Genomic DNA, 24,150 nt, shown 5'->3' on the forward strand with positions numbered 1-24,150 from the left:
TGTCAGTGCGCCAGGAAGCTGGCGAGGGTGGAAACGGGGTCGCCGCCGGTGACGAGGGCCTCCCCGACGAGGACGACGTCGGCGCCGGAGCGCCTGTAGTGGGCCACGTCGTCGGCGGAGAGGACCGCCGATTCGGCGACCTTCACCGCGTCGGCGGGGAAGCGCTCGGAGAGGCGGCCGAAGAGGTCGCGGTCGAGCTGGAAGGTGGACAGGTCGCGGGCGTTCACGCCGATGAGGCGGGCGCCGAGGTCGGAGGCGCGCTCGAGCTCGTCGGCCGAGTGGGTCTCGACGAGCGGGGTCATGCCCAGCTCGAGCACGAGGGCGTGCAGCTCGCTCAGGACGCTCTGCTCGAGGGCGGCGACGATCAGGAGGACCAGGTCGGCTCCCGCGGCGCGCGCCTCGAGCACCTGGTAGGGCTCGGCGATGAAGTCCTTGCGCAGGACCGGGATCGAGACCCGGGCCCGCACGGCCTCGAGGTCGTCGAGCGACCCCTTGAAGCGGCGCTGCTCGGTGAGCACGCTGATCGCGCTCGCTCCCCCCTGCTCGTACTGCGCGGCGAGGGCGGCGGGATCGGGGATCTCGGCGAGGGCTCCGCGGGAGGGGCTCGAGCGCTTGACCTCGGCGATGACGCGGACGCGCTCGGCCGGGGCCAGCGCTGCCAGGGCGTCGATCGCGGGAGCGCGCAGGGCTGCGCGCCGCTCGACCTCGGCGAGGGGGACGGTCTCGCGGCGCGTCGCCGCGTCGGCCAGGGCGCCGGCGGTCAGATCGGTCAGCACCTAGGCGCGCGCCTTCGGGTTGGCCTTGGAGCCGTTCACTCCGTAGCCGGCCTTGGCCATGCCCATGCCCACGAGGAGGCCGACGATCACGAGACCGGCGGAGAGCCAGACGACGAGCGGGACGTCGAACCAGAAGGCGATCGTGCCGACGGTGAACCCGACCAGCATGATGACGACGGCCGTCCATGCGGCCGGCGAGTGGCCGTGGCTGTCTTCGTCGTGCTCGGTGCTCATGGTTCTCCTCCTGGACGGGCATCGGGACCACAGCAGTCTAGCGGTTCGCGCCCGAGGCCCCCCGCGCCGGGGAGGCGGGTCGCGGGCTCCCTGTCAGCGCCGGGACGTGGGGTCGTCGCCGCGGGAGAGCTCGTCCCAGGAGACGACCGGATCGATCGTGCCGTCGTCCGTCTCGACGCTCGAGGCGCCGTGCCCGTAGCCGTCGGCGGGCTCGAAGCGCGACACGCGCTTCTTCTTCCGCGCGTCCGGCCAGCGGCGGACCGTGGCGAGCACCAGGACGCCCAGCAGGGCGGTCAGGGCGCCGGCGATCACCGCGAGGACGGGCCACGCGGTCGAGCTCGAGGAGTCGACGAGCGCCGCCACCGACCGCTCGCCCGCGATGCCGGTCGCCTCCGTCACTGCGGCCGAGCCGGCGCGCACCGGGTCGCCGAGCGCGGTCGTGGACGCCAGCACGACGGAGCCGCCGAGCAGCACCTGCAGGAGTCCGAGCACGATGCGGAAGGCGGGACCGGCGATCGCGAGGGCGGCCGCCAGCGCGAGTCCCGCGAGCGCGAGAGCCGAGAGCGCAGGTGCGGCGACGGTGCCCGTGACGTCCAGTGCACCGGAGTCGTCCGCGAGCTCCAGCGCGAACCACGACTGCGTCGAGGAGGTCAACTCGAGCGCCGCGAGCAGGACGATCCCGAGGATGACCGAGTACTTGAGCCTGCGCCCGCTCACCGGCTCACGCCTCCGCGGAGGCGACCGGGTCGAGCGGGTCGACGTCGAAGCAGGAGTGCTCGCCGGTGTGGCAGGCGGCGCCGATCTGCTCCACCTGCACCAGCAGGGTGTCGGCGTCGCAGTCGAGGGCGGCTCCGCGGACGTACTGGGCGTGCCCGGAGGTGTCGCCCTTCCGCCAGTACTCCTGCCGGGAGCGCGACCAGAAGGTGACGCGGCCCTCGGTCAGGGTGCGGCGCAGCGCCTCCCTGTCCATCCACCCCATCATCAGCACCTCGCGGGTGTCGTGCTGCTGGATGATCGCGGGCAGCAGTCCGGTCGCGTCGAAGGAGGCACGGTCGAGGACGGTGTCGAGCTCGGTCTCGGTCATCGTCTGATCTCCAGGCCTGCGCCGTCGAGGGCGCGCTTCACGTCGCCGATGGTCATCTCGCGGTTGTGGAACACCGAGGCCGCCAGCACGGCGTCGGCGCCCGCCTCGATCGCCGGGGCGAAGTGCTCGATCGCACCGGCGCCTCCGGAGGCGATGACCGGGACCGAGCTCACCTCGCGCATCGCGGCGACGAGCTCGAGGTCGAAGCCCTGCTTCGTGCCGTCGGCGTCGATCGAGTTGACGAGCAGCTCGCCCGCCCCGCGCTCGACGGCCTCGGCCGCCCAGGCCAGCGCGTCGACCGTGGTCTCGCGGCGACCGCCGTGGGTCGTGACGACGAAGCCGGACGGCGTGGCGTCGCTCCGCTTGACGTCGAGAGAGAGGACGAGCACCTGCGCGCCGAACACGTCGGCGATCTCGCCGACGAGCGCCGGGCGGGCGAGGGCGGCGGAGTTGACGCCCACCTTGTCGGCGCCGTGGGCGAGCAGGCGCGACACGTCGTCGACGGCGCGCACCCCTCCTCCGACGGTCAGCGGGATGAAGACCTGCTCGGCCGTGGCGCGGACCACGTCGTAGGTGGTGGAGCGGTCGTCGACGGTCGCGGTGACGTCGAGGAAGGTGAGCTCGTCGGCACCCTGCTCGAAGTAGAGCCGGGCGAGCTCGACCGGGTCGCCGGCATCGCGGAGGTTCTGGAAGTTGACGCCCTTGACGACGCGCCCGGCGGCGACGTCGAGGCACGGGATGACGCGGACGGCGAGGCTCATCGCTGTTGTCCTAGAGGCGCGCGGCGTGGATCGACGTGACCAGGATCGCGCGGGCGCCGAGGTCGTAGAGGCGGTCCATGACCTGGTTCATGTCGGCGCGGGGAACCATGACGCGGACGGCGACCCACTCCGCGTCGTGCAGCGGCGAGACCGTCGGCGACTCGAAGCCGGGAGCGATCGCTGTGGCCTGCTCGAGGAGCGCGACCGGGCAGTCGTAGTCGAGCAGCACGTACTCGCGGGCGACCAGGACACCCTGCAGCCGGCGGAGCAGGACGGGGATGCCCTCCGGCTCCCCCGCGGCCGACACGAGCACGGCCGTGGAGTCGAGGATGACCGGTCCGAAGATCTCGAGGCCCGCCTTGCGGAGGGTGGTGCCGGTCTCGACGACGTCGGCGATCACATCGGCGACGCCCAGCTGGATCGCCGACTCGACCGCTCCGTCGAGGCGGATGAGGGACACCTCGACGCCGTGCTCGCGGAGGAAGGAGCCGACGAGGCCGGGGTAGCTCGTGGCGACGCGCAGTCCGTCGATCTCGGAGAGCTCGGTGTAGCGGCCGGCCGGACCGGCGAAGCGGAAGGTCGAGTTCGCGAAGCCCAGGCTCGCGATCTCGCGGGCCTCGGAGCCCGAGTCGATGAGCAGGTCGCGGCCCGTCACTCCGACGTCGAGGGCGCCGGAGCCGACGTAGGTCGCGATGTCGCGCGGACGGAGGTAGAAGAACTCGACGCCGTTGCGCTCGTCGACGATGTGCAGCTCCTTCGGGTCGCGGCGGCCGACGTAGCCGGCCTCGGCCAGCATCTGGCCGGCGGTCTCGGAGAGCGAACCCTTGTTGGGCACGGCGACGCGCAGCAGCGCGGGCGGGGTGGTGGTCACGGCAGGACGTCCTCTGGAGCTCGAGGGTGATTCGGTGAGCGGCGGTCTCGTCGACGACGCTGCGGTCGCGGACGCGCCTCGATGTGCGTGGGAGCGCGCGGCGACGGAGCGTCGGCGCACTCCGGCGATCGGAGGGAGGCTCACAGATGTCGGTAGACGTCGGCCGTCGTCAGGCCCTTCGCCAGCATCAGCACCTGGAGGTGGTAGAGCAGCTGCGAGATCTCCTCCGCGGTCCGCTCGTCGCCCTCGTACTCGGCGGCCATCCAGACCTCGGCGGCCTCCTCGACGATCTTCTTGCCGATGAAGTGCACACCGGCGTCGAGCTCGCGGACCGTGCCCGAGCCCTCGGGTCGCGCGGCGGCCTTCTCGCCCAGCTCAGCGAAGAGGTCGTCGAAAGTTTTCACCGGGGAAGTCTATACGCGCGGCGCCCCGGGGCAGGATCAGTGGCGGTGCAGGATCGAGGATGCGGTGTCGCGGAGGGCGGCGATCGCCTTCTCGGGGTCGTCGGCGCCGAAGACGGCCGAGCCGGCCACGAAGGTGTCGGCGCCCGCCTCGGCGGCGATCTCGATGGTGCCCGGGGCGATCCCGCCGTCGACCTGCAGCCAGACGTCGAGTCCGGAGTCGCGGACGGCGCGGCGGAGCGCGTGCAGCTTGGGCATCGTCTCCTCCATGAAGGACTGGCCGCCGAAGCCGGGCTCGACGGTCATCACGAGCACCTGGTCGAACTCGGGCAGCAGGTCGAGGTACTCCTCGACGGCCGTTCCGGGCTTGAGCGCGATCCCGGCGCGCGAGCCGATGTCGCGGAGGCGCCGGGCGAGGGCCACGGCGTCGCGCGCCGCCTCGGCGTGGAAGGTGACCGAGAACGCGCCCGTCTCGGCGTACCCGGGCGCCCAGCGGTCCGGGTCGTCGATCATCAGGTGCACGTCGAGCGGCCGCGGCGACACCTCCTGGAGGCGCTGCACCATGGGGAGCCCGAACGTGAGGTTCGGGACGAAGTGGTTGTCCATCACGTCGACGTGCACGAGATCGGCCGAGGCGATCCGCTGCAGCTCGGCCTCGAAGTTGACGAAGTCGGCGGAGAGGATGCTGGGGTTGATCCGTGCAGGCATGCCGACCAGCCTAGGAGATCGACTCGGACGGCTCGGCTCGCCGCAGCAGCTGGATGAACATGGCGTCGGTGCCGTGCCGGTGCGGCCAGAGCTGGACGTGACGCGCTCCCTCCGGCAGGTCGAGCTCGTCGAGGGTGACGCCGCGGAGGACCTCGGGAGTGTCCATCAGCTCGAGGCCGTCGCCGTAGCGCTCCTGGGCCAGCGCCAGGACCCGCCGCGTCTCGCCGAGGTGCGGCGAGCACGTGACGTAGGCGAGCACGCCGCCCGGGGCGAGGGCCAGGAGCGCCGAGTCGAGGAGCTCGCCCTGGAGGGACGCGAGCGGCTCGACGTCCGCCGCGGTCTTGCGCCAGCGCGCCTCCGGTCGTCGGCGCAGGGCCCCGAGGCCGGTGCACGGGGCGTCGAGGAGGATCCGGTCGAACGCGCCGGGCTGCTCGGCGCCGAGATCGCGTCCGTCGCCCGTGCGCACCTCGACGTCCGGGTCGACCGCGGCGAGGGCCTGCCGGACGAGGCCGGCCCGGCCGGGCACGACCTCGTTGGCGAGCAGCGAGGCCCCGCCGAGACGCGCCTCCGCCGCGAGCAGAGCGGCCTTGCCGCCGGGGCCGGCGCAGAGGTCGAGCCAGCGCTCCCCCTGGCGGATCGGTCGGACGCGCGACAGCGCCAGCGCCGCGAGCTGCGATCCCTCGTCCTGCACTCGCACCCGCCCCTCCCGCACGGCGTCGACGGCCTCGGGATCGCCGCCGGTGCTGACGAGGCCGACGGGCGACCAGCGGTCCTCCGCGGCGTCGGGGAGCTCGGATGCCTCGGCGAGACCCGGGAGCGCGACGAGGTTCACCCGCGGAGCCGCGTTGTCGGCCGCGAGCAGGGCGTCGAGCTCGTCGGCCCGCCCCTCGGCGGCCAGGGCGCGGCGCAGCGCCTTGACGATCCAGAGCGGATGCGAGCTCAGCGCGGCGATGCGGTCGTCAGCCGAGACGGCGGCGGCCGAGACGCGCTCCCGCCACTCCTCGGACGAGCCCCGCGAGACGGTCCTGAGCACGGCGTTCGCGAAGGCCACGGCTCCCCGGGAGCCGTCGGCGGCCACGAGCGCGACGCTCTCGTTCACCGCCGCATGCGGAGCGACCCGGGTGCTGAGCAGCTGGTGCACTCCGAGGCGGAGCGCGTCGAGGACGGGCGCATCGACGGACTCGATCGGGCGGCCCGCCGCCAGCACGATCACCCGGTCGTAGTAGCCGGACATCCGCAGGGTGCCGTAGCAGAGCTCGGTCGCGAGGCCCGCGTCGGCGGGCGAGAGCTCCGCGGCGCGGATCCGGCCGGGGAGGACGAGGTTGGCGTAGGCGTCCGACCCGCTGACGGCGCGCAGCACGTCGTAGGCGACGCGGCGGGCGGGGGCGGCCTCGCGGCGGGCGCTCATCGCAGCACCGTGCTCTCGCGCAGGCCCCTGGCCCAGTCGGCGGCGGCCATGGGCCTCTTGCCCGCGGGCTGCACGGTCACGAGCTCGACGGCTCCGTCGCCGGTGCCGACCAGCGTGCGGCCCTGCTCGACGAGCACCCGGCCGGGCTCGAGGGTCGGGGCCTCCTGGACCGCGCGAGCCGCGAGCACCTTCAGCCGCGCGTCGCCGACGGCCGCGGAGGCGCCGGGCTCCGGGGTCGTGCCGCGGATCAGCGCGAGGACGCGGGCGCTCGGCGCGGACCAGTCCAGGCGGCCGTCCGCCACGTCGAGCTTGGGAGCGAGCGTCACCTCGCCGGACTGCGGGACGGCCCGGGCGGTGCCCGCCGCGATCGCCTCGACGACCTCGACCGTCAACGCGGCGCCGGAGTCGGCGAGCACCTCGAGGAGCTCCCCCGCCGTGCGGTCGCGCACCTCCTCGGACAGCTCGGCGTAGACGTCCCCGGCGTCGAGCTCCGCGACCAGCTGGAACACGCTCGCGCCGATCGTCCCCTCCCCCGCCATCAGCGCGCGCTGCACCGGCGCCGCTCCGCGCCAGCGCGGCAGGAGCGAGAAGTGCAGGTTGATCCAACCGTGCACCGGCACGGCGAGCAGCCGGGCGCGGACGAGCCCGCCGTAGGCGACGATCACGCCGAGCTCGGGAGCCAGCGCCTCGAGGCGGTCGGTGACGGCCTCGTCGAGGCGGTTCGCCTTCAGGACGGGGAGGCCGAGCTCCTCCGCGACGACCGCGACCGGCGAGGGCGTCAGCACGCGCTTGCGCCCGACGGGCGCGTCCTCGCGGGTGACGACGGCCACGATCTCGTGACCGGAGGCGGCGAGGGCGCGCAGGGTCGGGACGGCGGGAGCCGGGGTGCCGGCGAAGACGAGGCGCACGAGGGGCTCCTGGGTGGCGGTGGTGCGGGTGGGACTAGAGGATGTCGGGATCGTCGAGGCGGACCCGCAGCTTCGGGGCCGGGCGGAAGCGGCCGGGGGTGGTCGGCGGTCGGCGGCGACGGGTGGCGTTCCGCACGACAGCGGATCGGAGCCGGGCGGCGACTTCCGCACCGCGAGCGTAGTCGAAGCGCACGATGGCCCGGACGGAGCCGTCCTCCAGCCCTACCGGGCCGAGGACCTCGTGCCGGTCGCTCTCGTCCAGCGCATCGAGCGCCTCCTCGACCGCGTGGGCGTCGCCGCTGACGGTGGCCAGACGCACTGCGGGAGGGAAGCGGAGGGCGCGCCGCTCCAGCAGCTCGGCCCGGAGGTACTCGGCCTGGCGCCAGGTGGCCAGGGCGGTCGCGATCCGTCCGCCGACTCCGACGAGCAGGACCGGGGCGCCGGGCCGGGCCAGGGCGGCGGCGTTGGACCAGGTGCGCAGGGCGTCGTCGGCGACGCGCAGGCTCTCGCGCGCCAGCATCCGCTCGCCGTCGAGGAGGAGGACGGCGTGGTAGCCGCCGTCCACCCGGGGCTCGGCTCCCCGAGTCGCGACGACGAGCGCGGGCTCGTCGGGCAGGGTCAGGACCGGGCGCTGGCCGTCGGCGACGACGACCTTCGCTCCCGGGAACGCGCGGCCGAGCTCCTCCGCCGTGCGACCGGCGCCGAGGGTCACGAGTCGGAGCGCCGTGGCCTCGCAGACCGAGCAGCGCCACTCGGCGGCGATCAGGCCGCACCAGCCGCAGCTCGGCCGGGCGCCCGCGGCGTGCACGGCGAGCGGACCCTGGCAGCGGTTGCAGCGGGCGACCGTGCGGCAGCGGGCGCAGGCGACGACGGGCGCGTAGCCCGGGCGCGCGACCTGGACGAGGACGGGGCCCGAGTCGAGTCCGAGGCGCGCCTGCCGCCAGGCCGACGACGGGATGCGGGCCGCGGCGTCGTGCTCGTCGGCCGACGACTGCTGGGCGGTCGGCACGACGTGCGGCCGCTTGGCAGGGCGCGGTTCGACCTCGGCCGCGAAGCCGATCTCGACGAGGCGCTCGACCTCGACGGTGCGGGTGTGGCCGAGGAGCACGAGTCCGGCTCCGCTGTGCTCCTGGCGCACGAGGGCGACGTCGCGCGCGTGCGCGTACGGGGCGAGCGGCTCGGCGAAGAGCGGGTCGCCGTCGTCCCACAGCGCGATCAGGCGCGGAGCCCGCGAGGGTGCGTAGAGGACGGAGCGGTTGCCGACGATCACCCTCGGACCCGGCCCGAGGCAGCGGAGGAACGCGCCGTAGCGCTCCGCTCCCTTCTGCCGGGCGTCGAGCCGCACGACGAGCTCCGCGGGCAGCAGATCCGCCAGCGCGAGCTCGAGCTGCTCCTGATCGCGGTAGTCCGGCACCGCCAGGATCGCGTCGCCGCCCGCGACCACGGTGTTGCGCGCGAGTTCGGCGAGCGTGAGAGCCCAGCCGCCGACCCACCTTCCCGTCGAGAGCTGCACCGGCGCAGGAACCGCGCCCACGGCGAGGCGATCGCCGACGGCCAGGGAGTCGAAGGCGTCGGCGGCGTACCCCGCGACGGGAGCCGCTGCCACCGGCACCGGGACCACGACCGGCTCCGCCGCCAGGTGCGCGCGCTCCACCCGCACGTGCCGGCGCGGCACGGCCAGGCGAAGCACGTCGCTCGCGCCGCCGGCGGCCCGGTCGGCCACGCGGCGCGCCAGCGCCCACACCTCGGGCGTGAGGACCACGACCGGCGAGACCAGCTCCTCGATGTCGCTGAGGGTCCCGACGTGCTCGGACCCCTGGCCGACCTCGACGACGAAGGCGTCGGCGATGCGCCCGCCGGTGCGCAGCGGCACGCGGACCCGTACGCCGGGCCGGACGTCCGCGAGCATCGACTCGGGGACGGCGTAGTCGAGGAGGCGGTCGAGCTGGGGCAGCGGGGAGTCCAGGAGGACGCGCGCGACGACGTCCGATGCGCCGGAGGAGGTCTCCACCGCCTGCGCCGCGCCCGCTACGAGAGGCCCGCGGCGGAGCGGAGGTCGTCGACGCGGTCGAGGCGCTCCCAGGTGAAGTCGGGGAGCTCGCGGCCGAAGTGCCCGTAGACCGAGGTCTGCGAGTAGATCGGGCGGAGCAGGTCGAGCGCGTGGATGATCGCGGCGGGACGCAGATCGAAGACGGAGCGGATCGCCTCCGTGATCTGCTCGTCGGGGATCGTGCCGGTGCCGAACGACTCGACGTAGAGGCCGACTGGGGCGGCCTTGCCGATCGCGTAGGCGACCTGCACCTCGAGGCGCCGGGCGAGACCCGCCGCGACGGCGTTCTTGGCGACCCAGCGCATCGCGTAGGCCGCCGAGCGGTCGACCTTCGACGGGTCCTTGCCCGAGAACGCGCCACCGCCGTGCCGCGACGCTCCGCCGTAGGTGTCGACGATGATCTTGCGGCCCGTGAGCCCGGCGTCGCCCTGCGGGCCGCCGATCTCGAAGCGTCCGGTCGGGTTGATCAGCAGGCGGACGGCGGAGGAGTCGAGGTCGACCGTCTCGAGGACCGGTCGGATCACGTGCGCCTCGATGTCGGCGTGGATCGTCTCGGTGCTCACGTGCTCGGCGTGCTGCGTCGAGAGCACCACGGTGTCGATCGAGCGCGGCGTCGTGCCGTCGTAGCCGATCGTGACCTGGGTCTTGCCGTCGGGGCGGAGGTAGTCGAGCTCGCCCGACTTGCGGACGGCCGCGAGGCGCTCGGCGAGCCGGTGCGAGAGCCAGCTCGGCAGGGGCATGTACTCGGGGGTCTCGTCGGTCGCGAAGCCGAACATCAGACCCTGGTCGCCGGCGCCCTGACGGTCGAACGCGTCGTCGTCGGCGGAGTCGGTGCGCACCTCGAGCGCGGTGTCGACGCCCGCGGCGATCTCGGGCGACTGCTGCCCGATCGAGACGGAGACCCCGCAGGAGCGGCCGTCGAATCCCTTCTCGGAGGAGTCGTAGCCGATCTCGACGATCGTGTCGCGCACGATCTTGGGGATCTCGACGTAGCCGGTGGTCGAGACCTCACCGGCCACGTGCACGAGGCCGGTGGTGACGAGCGTCTCGACGGCGACCCGGCTCTTCGGGTCCTCGCGCAGCAGCGCGTCGAGGATGCGGTCCGAGATCTGGTCGCAGATCTTGTCGGGGTGACCCTCGGTCACGGACTCGGAGGTGAACAGGCGGAGCGATCCGGAGGAGGTCATACGGGGGGTCTCATTTCGTTCCGGGGGCAGAGGCCGGGGCGTCGAGCGCGCCCACGGAGAGCGGGACCACCGGCGACGGCAGCGGGGCGCGGAGTCGTGCGGACACGGATCGCCGAGCTCAGGGGTGTTCCGCGCCCGACCGGTGGAGGTGCCGCGCTCGGACCTCGTCCGCGCACGCACGGGACCGCCTGAGAGCAGCCGCCGTCGGCTAGCGCGCGACCACGTCGAGGACGCGGTCGGCCACCGACGCCTTCGTGCCGGAAGCCTCGATCACTATATCCCCGGCCCGATCGAGGACGACGACGGTGTTGCTGTCGCTCTGGAAACCCTCGGTCCAGCCGACCCTGTTGAGGACGAGCAGGTCGCAGCCCTTGCGCGCGATCTTGGCGCGTCCGAGGGCCAGCATCGCCTCGCGATCCGGCTCCGTCTCGGCGGCGAAGCCGACCACGAGCTGGTTCCCCGTCCGCGCCGCCGCGATCTCGGCCAGGATGTCCGGGTTCTTGACGAGCTCGAGGACCAGACGATCGCCCTGCTGCTCCTTCTTGATCTTCGACTCCGAGACGTCGGCAGGACGATAGTCGGCCACGGCCGCGGCCATGATGACGATGTCCGCGTCGGCGGCGGCCGCGAGTGCCGCCTCCCGCAGCTCGAGCGCCGTGCCGACGGCGACGACCTCGACCCCGCGGGGGGCCTCTACGTCGAGGTTGGCGGCGAGCACGGTGACGCTCGCTCCCCTGGCCGCGGCGGCGAGGGCGAGGGCGACGCCCTGGCGACCGCTCGAGCGGTTGCCCACGAAGCGGACGGGGTCCAGCGGCTCGCGGGTGCCGCCCGCGGTCACGAGCACGCGGAGCCCCTCGAGGTCGCGCTTCGCGCCGACCGAGCGCCGGTGGACGGCGAGGGCCTCGGCGACGATCGTCGCCGGCTCCTCCATCCGCCCCGGTCCGGAATCGGATCCGGTCAGCTGACCGGAGGCGGGGCCGACGAGGTGGACGCCGCGCGAGCGGAGGGTCTCGACGTTCGCGACGGTCGCCGGATTCGCCCACATCTCGGTGTGCATCGCCGGGGCTACGACGAGCGGGGCCGTGCTCGCGAGGACGGTGTTGCCGAGGAGGTCGTCGGCGAGACCCGTCGCGAGCTTGGCGAGGGTGTGCGCCGTCGCCGGGGCGATGACGATCAGATCGGCCGCCTGGCCGATCGCCACGTGCCGGACCTCGGCGACGCCCTCGTAGAGCTCGGTGTGCACGGCGTTCCGCGAGATCGCCTCGAGCGTCGGCTTCCCGACGAAGCGGAGCGCGGCCTCGGTGGCCACGACGTGGACGTCGTGCCCCTCGAGGACCAGGGCGCGCACCACGCCGACCGCCTTGTAGGCGGCGATGCCGCCGGTGATCCCGACGACGACGTTCAACCGCCGAGCGGTCTTCTGCGAGGAGCGCACCCGGAGGGGGCCGGACTACTCGGCGAGGGGCTGGGCGACGAGCTTGTCCTCGTTGATCTCGTGGAGAGCGACCGAGAGCGGCTTGTCGTCGATGGTCGAGTCGACCAGCGGGCCGACGTTGTCGAACAGGCTGCCCTCGTGGAGGTCGGCGTAGTAGTCGTTGATCTGACGCGCGCGCTTGGAGGCGAAGATCACCAGCGCGTACTTCGAGTCGACCTTCGAGAGGAGCTCGTCGATGGGCGGGTCGATGATGCCGAGGTTGTTGGCCATGGTGTCTCCTTGTTGACTTGTCAGCTTGTCAGCGCTGCGGGGCGCGTGAGTGCCGATCTGCGGCTCCGGAGGCGCTCGACGCCGCGGCACCGGAGGGCGGATCCCAGTCGGCGATCGGGGCGTCGGCCCGGAGGTGGTCGGTGGCCCGGACGTCAGCGGCCCGGGTCGGCGGGCGCGCCGTCGGAACGAGGCGACATTAATTCTACGACCTCGCGGGCCGCTTCGGGCACGGTGCTGTTCACAACGGCGAAATCGAACTCGTCCTGCGCGGCCAGCTCGATGCGCGCGGTCGCCAGCCGGCGCTGCTGCTCCTCCGGGCTCTCGGTGCCCCGGCCGACCAGTCGGCGCACGAGCTCGTCCCAGCTCGGCGGGAGGAGGAAGACGAGTCGGGCGTCCGGCATGCGCTCGCGCACCTGCCGCGCGCCCTGGATGTCGATCTCGAGCATGACCTGGCGCCCCTGCGCGAGGGCGGCGTCGATCGGCCCGCGCGGAGTGCCGTAGCGGTAGGCGTTGTGGACGGTCGCGTACTCGAGGAACTCCCCCGCCTCGACCATCCGGTCGAACTCGGCGTCGTCGACGAAGTAGTAGCTGACGCCGTCGATCTCGCCCGGGCGCGGCGCGCGCGTCGTCGCCGAGACGGACAGCAGCACCTCGGGGTAGTTCTCGCGGATGTAGGTGGACACGGTGCCCTTGCCGACCGCCGTCGGTCCGGCGAGGACGACGAGGCGAGTGCGCTCCCCGCGACGCTGACGCGCCTCGCGCTGCTCGAGGAAGGAGTGGAGTCCCTCCACCTGGCGGCGGCCGAGGCCGCCCAGGCGCTTGGACGGAGCGATCTGCAGCTGCTCCATCACGCGCGGGGTCTTGACCACGCCGAGGGCGGGCACCGAGCGCAGGAGCTCGCTCACGCGCATCCGCCCCTCGACGCCGGTCGGGTCGCTCTGCGCGGCGGCGAGCACGGCCGTCGCCGGACGCTCGCCGGAGGCGACGTCCTTCTTCACGCCGGCACGAGCGCGCCGGGCGGCGATGGCCGCGGCGGAGGCGGCACGGCGGTCGACCTCGGGAGGCGACGGCCGGCGGGGGGCGGCGACGGTCCCGGGATCGGCGGGGGCGGCTTCAGCGGACAAGGGTCTCCTGGATGTCTCGGGCGCGGCGGTCGATCTCGGCGGCGATCCCGTCGGGACCGGCGCCGAGCACGCTGCGCGACTCGCTCACGAGGGTCGTCGCCGCGAGTGCCCCGAACAGCCGGGGCGCGTCCGCGACGCCGGCGCCCTGGTGGCCGAAGCCGGGTGCCAGCACCGGGAGCCCCGGGGTGAGCGCCGTGTCGGTCCGGATGCCGTAGTCGCTCAGGGCGACCGTGGCCCCCAGGACGACGCCGACCGAGCCGATCGGGGAGCGCGCGTTGTGCGCGTTCCAGGATGCCACGTCCGCCAGCACGGCGCTGGCCAGGGGGGATCCCGCGTGCTCGCCGTCCTGCACGAGCGCGCGCTGCACAGGTCCGGCCTCCGGATTGGAGGTGGCGGCGAGGACGAAGACGCCCTTCCCCGCCTCCTCGGCGAGCTCGAGCATGCCGTCGAGGGAGCCGAGCCCCTGATAGGCGGAGGCGGTCATCGCATCCGCTTCGAGAGGCGAGCCCGGGCGGAGCCACGCCTCGGCGTAGGCGGTGACGCTCGTGCCGATGTCGCCGCGCTTGACGTCGGCGATCACGAGGAGCCCGGCCGCGCGCGCGTCGGCGAGGACTCGCTCGAGCGCGAGGTAGCCCGCCGATCCGTGGCGCTCGAAGAACGCGACCTGCGGCTTCACCACGCCCACGCGCCCCGCAGCGGCCTCGACGACGCGGCGGCCGAACGACTCCAGCCCCGCGGCGTCGTCGCCGAGCCCCCACGCGTCCAGCAGGAACGCGTGGGGGTCGATGCCGACGCAGAGCTGTCCGTGCTCGTCGAAGGCGCGCTCGAGGCGCGCCCCGAACGACTCGGTCACGCCAGGCGCTCCGCCCGACGCAGCGCGTAGTCCTGCAGGCTCGTGACCTCGAAGGGCTCGTCGGCCACATCGAGCGAGGCGACGGCGGCCGCGAGCTGGGCGATGGTCGTGAACAACGGCTTGTCGGCGGCGACCGCGGCGGCGCGGATCTCGTACCCGTCGGCCCGGGATGCTCCTCCGCTGGGCGTGTTGATCACGACGTCGACCTCGTCGCGGCTGACCAGCTCGACGATCGACGGCGAGTCGCCGACGGCCTCCTCGCTGTACTTGCGGACGATGCGGGTCGGGATGCCGTTGCGGTTCAGCACCTCCGCGGTGCCCTCGGTCGCGAGGATCTCGAAGCCGAGCTGGCGCAGACGCAGCGCCGGCAGCACGATGGCCCGCTTGTCGCGGTCGGCGACCGAGATGAAGACGGTGCCGGAGGAGGGCATGCCGCCGTAGGCCGCGTCCTGGCTCTTCTTGAAGGCCCGGGGGAAGTCGCGGTCGATGCCCATGACCTCGCCGGTGGAGCGCATCTCGGGGCCGAGGAGGGAGTCGACGATCTGACCCTCCTTCGTGCGGAACCGCTTGAAGGGCAGGACCGCCTCCTTGACCGCGATCGGCGAGTCCATCGGCACATCGGAGCCGTCGCGCTCGGGCAGCAGGCCCTCGGCCTTGAGCTCGGCGATCGTCTCGCCGACCATCAGCCGCGACGCCGCCTTGGCGAGCGGGATGCCGAGCGCCTTCGACACGAACGGCACGGTGCGCGAGGCCCGCGGGTTCGCCTCGAGGACGTAGAGCACGCCCTGGCCGATCGCGAACTGCACGTTGAGGAGTCCGCGGACCCCGACGCCCTGCGCGATGGCGAGCGTCGCGTCGCGGACCTCGTCGATCTGCCGGCGGCCGAGGGTCACCGGCGGAAGGGTGCAGGCCGAGTCGCCGGAGTGGATCCCGGCCTCCTCGATGTGCTCCATCACTCCGCCGATGTAGAGCTGCTCACCGTCGTAGAGCGCGTCGACGTCGATCTCGATCGCGTCGTCGAGGAAGCGGTCGACGAGCAGCGGGTGGGTCGCGTCGATGATGCCCTGGTCGGCCATCCGCTCGAAGTAGTCCTCGAGCTGCGCGGCGCCGTACACGATCTCCATGCCGCGGCCGCCGAGGACGAACGACGGGCGGACGAGGACGGGGAAGCCGATGCCGGTCGCGACGCCGAGCGCGCCCTCGAGGTCGATCGCCGTGCCGTTGCGCGGAGCGAGCAGACCGGCCTCGTCGAGGATGCGGGAGAACGCGCCGCGCTCCTCCGCGAGGTCGATCGCCGCGGGGGTCGTGCCGAGGATCGGGACCCCCGCCTCCTCGAGGCCCTTCGCCAGGCCCAGGGCGGTCTGGCCGCCGAGCTGGACGACGACGCCGACGAGCTCGCCGGACTGCGACTCCGCGTGGATCACCTCGAGGACGTCCTCGAGGGTCAGCGGCTCGAAGTACAGGCGGTCCGAGGTGTCGTAGTCGGTCGAGACCGTCTCGGGGTTGCAGTTGATCATGATCGTCTCGTAGCCGGCCTCCGAGAGGGCGAACGAGGCGTGCACGCACGAGTAGTCGAACTCGACGCCCTGGCCGATGCGGTTCGGGCCGGAGCCGAGGATGACGACCTTGCGGCGGTCGGCCGCGACGACCTCGGTCTCCTCGTCGTACGAGGAGTAGTGGTACGGGGTGAGCGCGGGGAACTCCCCCGCGCACGTGTCGACGGTCTTGTAGACGGGGCGGACGGCCAGCTCGTAACGGGTGGCGCGCACCTCCGCCTCCTCGAGGCCGCGGAGCTCCGCGATCTGCAGGTCCGAGAATCCGTGGTCCTTCGCGAGGCGCAGCAGCCCGGCGTCCAGCGACGGGTGCTCGCGCACCAGGTCGGCGATCTCGTTGATCAGCACGATCTGGTCGAGGAACCAGGGGTCGATCTTGGTGGATTCGAACGCCTGCTCGACGCTCGCGCCCAGCCGCAGCGCCTGCTGCACCGTGACGATCCGGCCGTCGGTCGGAGTCTTCGCGATCTCGAGGAGCTCCTCGACCGAATGCTGCTGCTCGCCCCAGTGGAAGGAGGAGCCGCGCTTCTCGAGCGAGCGGAGCGCCTTCTGCAGGGCCTGGGCGTAGTTGCGGCCGATCGCCATGGCCTCGCCGACCGACTTCATGGTGGTCGTCAGCGTCTTGTCGGCCGCCGGGAACTTCTCGAACGCGAAGCGCGGGACCTTGACCACGACGTAGTCGAGCGTGGGCTCGAAGCTCGCCGGGGTGACCTTCGTGATGTCGTTCGGGATCTCGTCGAGGCGGTAGCCGATGGCCAGCTTCGCCGCGATCTTGGCGATGGGGAAGCCGGTCGCCTTGGAGGCGAGGGCCGACGAGCGCGAGACGCGCGGGTTCATCTCGATGACGATGATCCGGCCGTCGGCGGGGTCGACCGCGAACTGGATGTTGCAGCCGCCGGTGTCGACTCCGACGTCGCGGATGATCCGGATGCCGATGTCGCGCAGCTTCTGGTACTCGCGGTCGGTCAGTGTGAGCGCGGGAGCGACGGTGATCGAGTCGCCGGTGTGGACGCCGACCGGGTCGACGTTCTCGATCGAGCAGACGACGACCGTGTTGTCGGCGGTGTCGCGCATGAGCTCGAGCTCGTACTCCTTCCAGCCGAGGATCGACTCCTCGAGGAGCACCTCGGTGGTGGGGCTCTGGTGCAGCCCGTCGCCGACCATGCGCACGAGCTCCTCGCGGGTGTACGCGAAGCCGGAGCCGAGACCGCCCATGGTGAAGGACGGGCGGATGACGAGCGGGTAGCCGAGGTCCTCGGCGAACTCGATCGCCTCCTCGACGGTGTGCGCGATGTAGGACTTCGCCACGTCGGCGCCCGCGTCCAGCACGAGCTGCTTGAAGATCTGGCGGTCCTCGCCGCGGTTGATCGCCTCGAAGCTCGCGCCGATCAGCTCGACGTCGTACTTCTCGAGGATCCCGAGGTCGTGCAGCTGGATCGCCGCGTTGAGGGCGGTCTGGCCGCCCAGGGTCGGCAGGATCGCGTCCGGCTTCTCCTTGGCGATGATCGCCTCGATCGCCTGCGGGGTGATCGGCTCGACGTAGGTGGCGTCGGCGAAGTCGGGGTCGGTCATGATCGTCGCCGGGTTCGAGTTGACGAGGATCACGCGCACCCCCTCGGCGCGCAGCACGCGGCACGCCTGGGTGCCCGAGTAGTCGAACTCGACCGCCTGGCCGATCACGATCGGGCCGGAGCCGATGACGAGGACGCTGTTGATGTCTTCCCTGCGCGGCATTACTTCTGCTCTCCGGTGGTGCTGGTCGAAAGGATGTCGTTCGCGGGCTCGGCGCCGCCCTGCTCGGCCGTGCGCTGCACGACCATGGCGCGGAAGCGGTCGAAGAGGTAGTTCGAGTCGTGCGGTCCGGCGGCCGCCTCGGGGTGGTACTGCACAGAGAAGGCGGGGATGTCGAGGCAGCGCAGTCCCTCCACGACGGAGTCGTTCAGGCTGTAGTGGCTGACCTCGACGCGGCCGAAGCCCTCGGGCGAGTCGAGCTCGCCGTCGATGGGCGCGTCCACCGCGAAGCCGTGGTTCTGCGCGGTGATCTCGACGCGGCCGGTCAGCTTGTCGAGCACCGGCTGGTTGATGCCGCGGTGGCCGAAGGGCAGCTTGTACGTGCCGAAGCCGAGCGCGCGACCCAGGAGCTGGTTGCCGAAGCAGATGCCGAAGAACGGCAGGTCGGCGCGCAGCGTGGTGCGCAGCAGGTCGACGTGGCGGTCGGAGGCCTCCGGGTCGCCCGGTCCGTTCGAGAAGAAGAGGGCGGACGGGTCGAGCGCGAGGACCTCGTCGGCGGTGATCGACTCCGGCAGCACGTGGACGTCGAAGCCGCGCTCCGACAGGTAGTGCACGGTCGAGGTCTTCACTCCGAGGTCGATGACCGCGACGGAGCCCACGCGCTCGCCCTGGGCGGGCACCGTGTACTGCTCGGTCGTCGAGACGGCGGAGGAGAGGTTCATCCCCTCCATCTGCGCGCCGCCGAGGACCAGCGCGAGCTGCTCCTCCTCCCCCAGGGCGAGTTCGTCGCCCGAGAAGACCCCGGCGCGCATCGAGCCGGCCGAGCGGATGTGGCGGGTGATCGCGCGGGTGTCGACACCCGAGATGCCGACGATGCCGTCGGACTCGAGATCGTCGTCGAGCGAGCGCTGGGCGCGGAAGTTCGAGACGACGCGGGAGGGATCGCGGACGACGTAGCCGGCGACCCAGATGCGCCGCGACTCCTTGTCCTCGTCGTTGGTCCCGGTGTTGCCGATGTGCGGCGCGGTCTGCACCACGATCTGCCCGGCGTACGACGGGTCGGTCAGGGTCTCCTGGTAGCCGGTCATGCCGGTCGCGAAGACGATCTCGCCGAGGGTGCGCCCGCGCGCGCCGTAGGCCTGACCCGAGAATCGTCGCCCGTCCTCGAGGACGAGGACGGCGGTGGGTTCGGTGCTGAGGCGTGACGTTGGCACGGACTAGGAGCCCTTCTGGGTCGGGGAGGAGTCGCCGTCGGCGGCTCCCGGGGTGGAGGGGGAGGAGGAGGGGCCGGCGAGCCGGCGGATCTCGGCGACGAGGTGCCGACGCAGGGGCGGCTCGGCGACGCGGAGGTAGGAGTCGACCGTCTCGGCACCGCGCGGCGACCACGAGAGGACGAGCAGGCCGCCCTCCTCGACGGCGCGGTCGATGGCGTAGCTGCCCTCGCCCGCCCCGCGCAGCAGGGCCGCCGGGATCACGGTCTCGCGCTCGCCGACCGGCGCGAGGACCACGCCGCGCTCGTGGAGGCGCAGTGTCGCCTTCCCGCGGAAGCCGAGGCCTGGCAGCACCACGCGCTCGAGCGGCTGCTCGAAGCGGGTCGTGGCGACGTAGGGCAGCTCGACCGACTCGAGCTCGGCGCCCAGCGACTCGGCCGGCACGGCCTCGGGTGCGAGGTCGGCGGAGCGGCGACGACGCGCGCGCCAGGACAGCGCCATCCCGGCGAACACCAGGACGACGACCGCGGCGATGACGATCGTGATGACGGTCCTATCCACGGGCGGACCTCGCGGCGGCGGCGACCTCGACGGCATCGACGAGCTGGCCGTCGAGCACCGTGGGGTAGCCGTCGTGGAACGTGGCGACGACGCGACCGGGCAGCTCTCGGCCGAGGTAGGGCGAGTTCGCGCTGCGGCCGCGCAGGTCGGCCGTGGAGAAGCGGCGGCGCGCCTCCGGGTCGTAGAGCACGACGTTCGCCGGCGCGCCCACCGCGAGACCGCGGTCGTAGCCGTCGAGCCGGCCGATGCGCGCCGGAGCGGCGGAGAGGACGCGCGCGATGTCCGACCAGGTCATCCGGCCGTCGTCGACGACCGCGGCGTGGACGACCGAGAGCGCGCTCTCGAGACCGACCATGCCGAACGCGGCGGCATCCCACTCGCAGTCCTTCGACTCCACGGGGTGCGGGGCGTGGTCGGTCGCGACGATGTCGATCGTGCCGTCGGCGAGGGCCTCGCGGAGGGCCAGGACGTCCTCGTCGCGGCGCAGCGGCGGGTTCACCTTGAAGCGAGCGTCGTAGCCGCCGCCCCCGTCCTGCCCCGCGATCAGCTGCTCGGTCAGGAGCAGGTGGTGGGGAGTGACCTCGGCGGTCACGTCGATCCCGCGCGCCTTCGCCCAGCGGATCACGTCGACCGAGCCGGCGGTCGAGACGTGGCAGACGTGCAGGCGGGAGCCGACGTGCTCGGCCAGCAGGACGTCGCGGGCGATGATCGCCTCCTCCGCCACTGCGGGCCACCCGGTGAGTCCGAGGGCGCTCGAGACGGCTCCCTCGTTCATCTGCGCGCCGATGGTGAGCCGCGGCTCCTGAGCGTGCTGCGCGACGACTCCGTCGAAGGCCTTCACGTACTCGAGCGCGCGGCGCATCAGCAGCGCGTCCGAGACGCACTTCCCGTCGTCCGAGAAGACCCGCACGGCGGCACGGCTGCGGGCCATCGCGCCGAGCTCGGCGAGGGACTCCCCCGCGAGGCCCACGGTGACGGCTCCGATCGGCCGCACCGTCGCGTAGCCGGCGTCCTCGCCCAGGCTCTGCACCTGCTCGACGACCCCGGCCGTGTCCTGCACCGGGGAGGTGTTGGCCATGGCGAAGACGGCGGTGAAGCCTCCTGCGGCGGCCGCGCGCGATCCGGTGAGCACGGTCTCGCTCTGCTCGAAGCCGGGCTCGCGGAGGTGGGTGTGCAGGTCGACCAGGCCGGGCAGCGCCAGCAGGCCGTCGGCGTCGACGACGCGGGCCCCGCTCGAGTCGAGGTCGGCTCCGATGTCGACGACGACTCCGCCGTCGATCAGGACGTCGGCGGTGCTCTCGTCGGCGAGGGTCGCCCCCGAGATCAGGATCCGCCCGTGTCCGCGGGTGCTGGTCAGTGGCGTGCTCATCAGTGGATCTCCCGTTCGCCGGACAGCAGCAGGTAGAGCGCGGCCATCCGGACCGAGACTCCGTTGGTGACCTGTTCGAGCACCGTGGAGCGGCTCGAATCGGCGGCGGCCGAGGAGATCTCGACGCCCCTGTTCATGGGTCCGGGGTGCATGACGATGGTATCGGGGCCCAACCGGGCGAGGCGCTCGTCGTCGAGACCCCAGATGCGCGCGTACTCGCGGCCGTTGGGGAAGAAGCCGCTCGACATCCGCTCGAGCTGGATGCGCAGCAGCATCACGACGTCGGGCAGGCCCGAGTCGAGGGCGTGGTCGAGGTCGAAGCGGATGGTCGCGGGCCAGCCGGCGGTGTCGACCGGCACCAGGGTGGGCGGGGCGACGAGGGTCACCTCGGCGCCGAGCGCCGTCAGCAGCCAGACGTTCGACCGCGCGACCCGCGAGTGCAGGATGTCGCCGACGATCGTCACCGCGACTCCGTCCAGGCCCTTGCCGCGGGAGGCCGACGGGCCGTGCAGGCGCCGGCGGATGGTGAAGGCGTCGAGCAGCGCCTGCGTGGGGTGCTCGTGCGTGCCGTCGCCGGCGTTCAGGATCGACGCGTCGATCCAGCCGCTCGCCGCGAGCACGGCCGGGGCGCCCGAGGCGCTGTGCCGCACGACGACTCCGTCGGCGCCCATCGCGGCGAGGGTCTGCGCGGTGTCCTTGAGGCTCTCGCCCTTCGAGACGCTCGAGCCCTTGGCGCTGAAGTTGATCACGTCGGCCGAGAGCCGCTTGGCGGCCGCCTCGAACGAGATCCGGGTGCGGGTGGAGTCCTCGAAGAAGAGGTTGACGACCGTCTTCCCGCGCAGAGTCGGCAGCTTCTTGACCTCCCGGTTCTGCACGTCCGCCATGTCCTCGGCGATGTCGAGGAGGCCGATCGCGGAGGAGCGGTCGAGGTCGCGGGTCGAGAGGAGGTGCTTCACGCGTCGCTCCGTCCGTCGGATCCACCGTCGCGGGCGGACTCGATGGCGACGAGGTCCTCTCCGTCGGTCTCGACCAGGCGCACGTTGATCCTCTCGCTGAGGCTGCTCGGAAGGTTCTTGCCCACGAAGTCGGCCCGGATGGGGAGCTCGCGGTGGCCGCGGTCGACCAGGGCGGCGAGGCGGACGGCGCGCGGGCGGCCGATGTCGCTCAGGGCGTCCAGCGCGGCGCGGATGGTCCGCCCCGAGAAGAGCACGTCGTCGACGAGGACGACGGTGCGCCCGTCGATGGTCGCGGGGACGGTCGTCCTCGCGGGGGTGCGCACGGGGTGGCGGGAGAGGTCGTCCCGGTACATCGTCACGTCGAGGGCGCCGGCGAAGACGGGGGCGGCGTCGGGCTCGATGCGGGCGATGGCATCGGCGATCCGCCGGGCGAGGACCACGCCGCGGGTGGGGATCCCGAGGATCACCAGCGACTGCGCTCCCCGGTTCGACTCGAGGATCTCGTGGGCGATGCGCGTCAGAGCACGCGAGATGTCAGCGCCGTTGAGCACGATCCGTGCCGTCACACCGACCTCCTTCCCCGTCTCTCCGGACGGCCTTAAAGGAAATGTCCCCCCGAGTATAGAGGTCGCTCGACCAGTCGCGGCCCCGTTCCCGCCGAGGACCGGCACCGGCGGCGGAGCGGCGGCACACCATCACGGGTCCCCCTTTCGGGAGGCGGATCCGGGGAAAGAGAACGCCCGTTCCCACCCCGTCCCCGGTAGCCTGTGACCGGTGACGACGGCGCGCCGCCCCTCCTCCCGTCGCTGGTTCCGCCCAATCCCCCTCCCGCGGAACGCCCCCGGCGCACTCCCCCGAGCGACCCGCTCACGTCCCGGCCGCTGTGCCCGCCGGAAGTAAGGATCCCCGCATGACCACGTCCTCCTTCGGCGCAGCCCCGCTCTCGCGCCGCACCGTCCTCGCCGGATCGATCGCGGGGATCGGCGCGACGATCGTGCTGGCCTCCCCCGCCGCCGCGGCGCCGAACTACTCGGTGATCCCCAAGCTCCTCGGCGAGATCTCGCGCACGGACACGGTCCTGTCGCGCGTGGGCCGCACCCCCTACGAGGTCATCGACGTCTCGATCGGCGGCGACCGGACCCGGCTCTTCGTGCCGCACACCGCCGCGCCGAGCCTCACCTCCGCGAAGACCTTCCTCTGGTACTACCACGCCAACGGGAGCAGCTACGCGGCGCTCTCGGGCGCCTTCCAGTACGCGGCCGACCAGGCCGTCGACCGCGGCTTCGTCTGCATCTGCCCGAACTACGGCGGCAGCGAGTGGACCGGGCCCAAGGCGATCGCGGCTCACGGCAACGCCGTGAAGTGGGTCACCGCGCAGTGGAAGGTCGGAGCCAGCTTCCTCCGCTCCAACTCCGGTGGCGGCACCCTGCTGAGCTGGGCGTACGGCAACCGGCTCGTGCCGAACATCCGCGGTGCCTACATCGCCAGCGGCACCTTCGACATGGCCGACATCGCCGAGCGCGATCCGCTGCGCGTCCTGCCCGCTTACGACAACGACCTCTCCACCGTCCCGGCCACGAACCCGGCACTGCTGCCGCAGTCGGTCTGGGCCGGGACGCGGCTGCGGATCAGCGGCTCGGACGACGACATCATCGTCCCGTTCGCGAAGCACGGCCTCGCGCTGCACGAGAAGGCGCTGCCGGTCGCGAAGGAGACGAGCGTCCTCCGCCACTCCGGCGAGGGCGCTCCCTACGGTCACGTGGTGCCGAGCGCGACCAACAAGGACATGCTCGACCTGTTCGACCGCTGGCTGGCCGAGGGGCCAGTCGACGAGACGCCGAACCCGCCGCAGCCGACGGCACCCGGGGCGGGCACCTACCAGAACGGGTCGGAGTCCATCGTCACCGAGGGCTCCTGGTCGACGCTCTCCGCCTCGGCGGACAACGGCGGCAGCATCGCCTACTCCACCAGCACGGGAGCCTCGGCGACGCTCACCTTCACCGGCACCGCCGTGAGCTGGGTCAGCCGTCGCACGAGCTCCTCCGGCATCAACGAGGTCTACATCGACGGCGCCCTCGTCGCCTCGGTCGACCGCTACAGCTCGTCCACCGCGTACGCCCGGACGGTGTGGACCAGCGGCCCCCTCGCCGCCGGGACGCACACCATCACGATCAAGCGCGGCAGCACGAGGAACCCGTCCTCGAGCGGATCGAACATCATCCTCGACGCGTTCGTCGTCGAGAACACCCCCGTCACGACCCCTCCGACTCCGACGGCGGCCGGACCCGGCACCTACCAGAACGGCGACGCGGCGATCGTCACCGAGGGGAACTGGTCGTCGCTGTCGTCCTCCGCGGACAACGGCGGCAGCATCTCGTACTCGACCAGCGTCGGCGCCTCGGCGGCACTGACGTTCTCGGGGACGAAGGTCAGCTGGGTCAGCCGACGCACGTCGTCCTCCGGGACCAACGAGGTCTACCTCGACGGCGCGCTCGTCACGACCGTCGACCGCTACAGCGCGTCGACGAAGTACAACCAGACCGTGTGGACGAGCGACGCGCTCCCCGCCGGCACGCACACGATCACGATCAAGCGCGGCAGCACCAGGAACGCGGCCTCGAGCGGCTCGAACCTGATCCTCGACGCGATCGTCGTCTCCTGAGACGCGACCGGGCGGCCCGTTCCCCTGCGGGGACGGA

Annotated in this window: 23 protein-coding genes; 1 reads left to right on the plus strand and 22 read right to left on the minus strand. The window is 72.7% G+C overall.

What is annotated here, in order from left to right; translation table 11 throughout:
* Nucleotides 1–2 precede the first annotated feature (2 nt).
* The 22 genes from trpC to pyrR form a co-directional block, all read right to left on the minus strand.
* The gene (gene trpC / locus C1I63_RS14765; RefSeq protein ID WP_107575265.1) at nt 3–776 is read right to left on the minus strand and encodes an indole-3-glycerol phosphate synthase TrpC; all 774 of its coding nucleotides are present in this window, start codon (nt 774–776) and stop codon (nt 3–5) included.
* Complete coding sequence (locus C1I63_RS14770; protein WP_055791855.1) at nt 777–1,010, minus strand: DUF6704 family protein; 234 nt, start codon at nt 1,008–1,010, stop codon at nt 777–779. It abuts the gene before it with no gap.
* Between the two features lie 93 nt (nt 1,011–1,103).
* Nucleotides 1,104–1,727 carry a Trp biosynthesis-associated membrane protein gene (locus tag C1I63_RS14775; RefSeq protein ID WP_107575266.1) on the minus strand — a complete coding sequence of 208 codons (624 nt, stop codon included), beginning with the start codon at nt 1,725–1,727 and terminating at the stop codon, nt 1,104–1,106.
* A 4-nt stretch (nt 1,728–1,731) separates the two neighbouring features.
* Nucleotides 1,732–2,094 (minus strand): phosphoribosyl-AMP cyclohydrolase, encoded by a 363-nt coding sequence (gene hisI, locus C1I63_RS14780; RefSeq protein ID WP_107575267.1) that lies wholly within the window; start codon nt 2,092–2,094, stop codon nt 1,732–1,734.
* A complete protein-coding gene (hisF, locus tag C1I63_RS14785; protein WP_055791845.1) occupies nt 2,091–2,855 on the minus strand; it encodes an imidazole glycerol phosphate synthase subunit HisF in 765 nt (254 codons plus the stop codon). Before hisF ends, hisI begins: the two co-directional genes overlap by 4 nt.
* 10 nt (nt 2,856–2,865) lie before the next feature.
* Nucleotides 2,866–3,705 (minus strand): ATP phosphoribosyltransferase, encoded by an 840-nt coding sequence (gene hisG, locus C1I63_RS14790; protein ID WP_107575890.1) that lies wholly within the window; start codon nt 3,703–3,705, stop codon nt 2,866–2,868.
* Between the two features lie 161 nt (nt 3,706–3,866).
* Nucleotides 3,867–4,130 carry a phosphoribosyl-ATP diphosphatase gene (locus C1I63_RS14795; RefSeq protein WP_055791842.1) on the minus strand — a complete coding sequence of 88 codons (264 nt, stop codon included), beginning with the start codon at nt 4,128–4,130 and terminating at the stop codon, nt 3,867–3,869.
* Nucleotides 4,131–4,166: 36 nt separating this feature from the next.
* Nucleotides 4,167–4,835 (minus strand): ribulose-phosphate 3-epimerase, encoded by a 669-nt coding sequence (rpe, locus tag C1I63_RS14800; RefSeq protein WP_055791839.1) that lies wholly within the window; start codon nt 4,833–4,835, stop codon nt 4,167–4,169.
* 10 nt (nt 4,836–4,845) lie between these two features.
* Nucleotides 4,846–6,243, minus strand: coding sequence for an RsmB/NOP family class I SAM-dependent RNA methyltransferase (locus C1I63_RS14805; RefSeq protein WP_107575268.1), 1,398 nt, complete (start codon nt 6,241–6,243; stop codon nt 4,846–4,848).
* A complete protein-coding gene (fmt, locus tag C1I63_RS14810; protein WP_107575269.1) occupies nt 6,240–7,151 on the minus strand; it encodes a methionyl-tRNA formyltransferase in 912 nt (303 codons plus the stop codon). The genes C1I63_RS14805 and fmt overlap by 4 nt, the downstream gene beginning before the upstream one ends.
* A gap of 34 nt (nt 7,152–7,185) precedes the next feature.
* Nucleotides 7,186–9,162, minus strand: a complete 1,977-nt coding sequence (locus tag C1I63_RS14815) for a primosomal protein N' family DNA-binding protein (RefSeq protein WP_107575270.1) — start codon at nt 9,160–9,162, stop codon at nt 7,186–7,188.
* 17 nt (nt 9,163–9,179) lie between these two features.
* Complete coding sequence (gene metK / locus C1I63_RS14820; protein WP_107575271.1) at nt 9,180–10,388, minus strand: methionine adenosyltransferase; 1,209 nt, start codon at nt 10,386–10,388, stop codon at nt 9,180–9,182.
* Between the two features lie 208 nt (nt 10,389–10,596).
* The gene (gene coaBC / locus C1I63_RS14825) at nt 10,597–11,793 is read right to left on the minus strand and encodes a bifunctional phosphopantothenoylcysteine decarboxylase/phosphopantothenate--cysteine ligase CoaBC (RefSeq protein ID WP_107575891.1); all 1,197 of its coding nucleotides are present in this window, start codon (nt 11,791–11,793) and stop codon (nt 10,597–10,599) included.
* Between the two features lie 45 nt (nt 11,794–11,838).
* Complete coding sequence (rpoZ, locus tag C1I63_RS14830; RefSeq protein ID WP_055791825.1) at nt 11,839–12,093, minus strand: DNA-directed RNA polymerase subunit omega; 255 nt, start codon at nt 12,091–12,093, stop codon at nt 11,839–11,841.
* Nucleotides 12,094–12,245: 152 nt separating this feature from the next.
* Nucleotides 12,246–13,217 carry a guanylate kinase gene (gmk, locus tag C1I63_RS14835; protein WP_055791823.1) on the minus strand — a complete coding sequence of 324 codons (972 nt, stop codon included), beginning with the start codon at nt 13,215–13,217 and terminating at the stop codon, nt 12,246–12,248.
* Nucleotides 13,207–14,070, minus strand: coding sequence for an orotidine-5'-phosphate decarboxylase (gene pyrF / locus C1I63_RS14840; RefSeq protein ID WP_107575272.1), 864 nt, complete (start codon nt 14,068–14,070; stop codon nt 13,207–13,209). The genes gmk and pyrF overlap by 11 nt, the downstream gene beginning before the upstream one ends.
* A complete protein-coding gene (carB, locus tag C1I63_RS14845) occupies nt 14,067–17,357 on the minus strand; it encodes a carbamoyl-phosphate synthase large subunit (RefSeq protein ID WP_107575273.1) in 3,291 nt (1,096 codons plus the stop codon). Before carB ends, pyrF begins: the two co-directional genes overlap by 4 nt.
* On the minus strand, nt 17,357–18,568 hold the full coding sequence (gene carA / locus C1I63_RS14850; protein WP_107575274.1) for a glutamine-hydrolyzing carbamoyl-phosphate synthase small subunit: 1,212 nt from the start codon (nt 18,566–18,568) through the stop codon (nt 17,357–17,359). The genes carB and carA overlap by 1 nt, the downstream gene beginning before the upstream one ends.
* Before the next feature lie 3 nt (nt 18,569–18,571).
* Nucleotides 18,572–19,126 carry a PH-like domain-containing protein gene (locus tag C1I63_RS14855; protein WP_107575275.1) on the minus strand — a complete coding sequence of 185 codons (555 nt, stop codon included), beginning with the start codon at nt 19,124–19,126 and terminating at the stop codon, nt 18,572–18,574.
* Nucleotides 19,119–20,495: a dihydroorotase gene (locus tag C1I63_RS14860; protein ID WP_107575276.1), complete on the minus strand. Its 1,377-nt coding sequence runs from the start codon at nt 20,493–20,495 to the stop codon at nt 19,119–19,121. Before C1I63_RS14860 ends, C1I63_RS14855 begins: the two co-directional genes overlap by 8 nt.
* On the minus strand, nt 20,495–21,451 hold the full coding sequence (locus tag C1I63_RS14865) for an aspartate carbamoyltransferase catalytic subunit (protein ID WP_107575277.1): 957 nt from the start codon (nt 21,449–21,451) through the stop codon (nt 20,495–20,497). Before C1I63_RS14865 ends, C1I63_RS14860 begins: the two co-directional genes overlap by 1 nt.
* Nucleotides 21,448–22,017: a bifunctional pyr operon transcriptional regulator/uracil phosphoribosyltransferase PyrR gene (gene pyrR, locus C1I63_RS14870; protein WP_107575278.1), complete on the minus strand. Its 570-nt coding sequence runs from the start codon at nt 22,015–22,017 to the stop codon at nt 21,448–21,450. The genes C1I63_RS14865 and pyrR overlap by 4 nt, the downstream gene beginning before the upstream one ends.
* A 344-nt stretch (nt 22,018–22,361) precedes the next feature.
* Between pyrR and C1I63_RS14875 the strand changes: the two genes are divergently transcribed.
* Nucleotides 22,362–24,113 (plus strand): hypothetical protein, encoded by a 1,752-nt coding sequence (locus C1I63_RS14875; protein WP_107575279.1) that lies wholly within the window; start codon nt 22,362–22,364, stop codon nt 24,111–24,113.
* The last annotated feature ends 37 nt before the right edge of the window (nt 24,114–24,150 follow it).

This window comes from Rathayibacter caricis DSM 15933, from assembly GCF_003044275.1.
GTDB lineage: Bacteria > Actinomycetota > Actinomycetes > Actinomycetales > Microbacteriaceae > Rathayibacter > Rathayibacter caricis.

What these genes read in the sequence shown, in the direction of transcription:
- C1I63_RS14770 (WP_055791855.1), bottom strand. Translation starts at nt 1,010, where the DNA reads ATGAGCACCGAGCACGACGAAGACAGCCACGGCCACTCGCCGGCCGCA.
- hisI (WP_107575267.1), bottom strand. Translation starts at nt 2,094, where the DNA reads ATGACCGAGACCGAGCTCGACACCGTCCTCGACCGTGCCTCCTTCGAC.
- hisF (WP_055791845.1), bottom strand. Translation starts at nt 2,855, where the DNA reads ATGAGCCTCGCCGTCCGCGTCATCCCGTGCCTCGACGTCGCCGCCGGG.
- rpe (WP_055791839.1), bottom strand. Translation starts at nt 4,835, where the DNA reads ATGCCTGCACGGATCAACCCCAGCATCCTCTCCGCCGACTTCGTCAAC.
- C1I63_RS14805 (WP_107575268.1), bottom strand. Translation starts at nt 6,243, where the DNA reads ATGAGCGCCCGCCGCGAGGCCGCCCCCGCCCGCCGCGTCGCCTACGAC.
- metK (WP_107575271.1), bottom strand. Translation starts at nt 10,388, where the DNA reads ATGACCTCCTCCGGATCGCTCCGCCTGTTCACCTCCGAGTCCGTGACC.
- rpoZ (WP_055791825.1), bottom strand. Translation starts at nt 12,093, where the DNA reads ATGGCCAACAACCTCGGCATCATCGACCCGCCCATCGACGAGCTCCTC.
- carB (WP_107575273.1), bottom strand. Translation starts at nt 17,357, where the DNA reads ATGCCGCGCAGGGAAGACATCAACAGCGTCCTCGTCATCGGCTCCGGC.
- C1I63_RS14860 (WP_107575276.1), bottom strand. Translation starts at nt 20,495, where the DNA reads ATGAGCACGCCACTGACCAGCACCCGCGGACACGGGCGGATCCTGATC.
- C1I63_RS14875 (WP_107575279.1), top strand. Translation starts at nt 22,362, where the DNA reads ATGACCACGTCCTCCTTCGGCGCAGCCCCGCTCTCGCGCCGCACCGTC.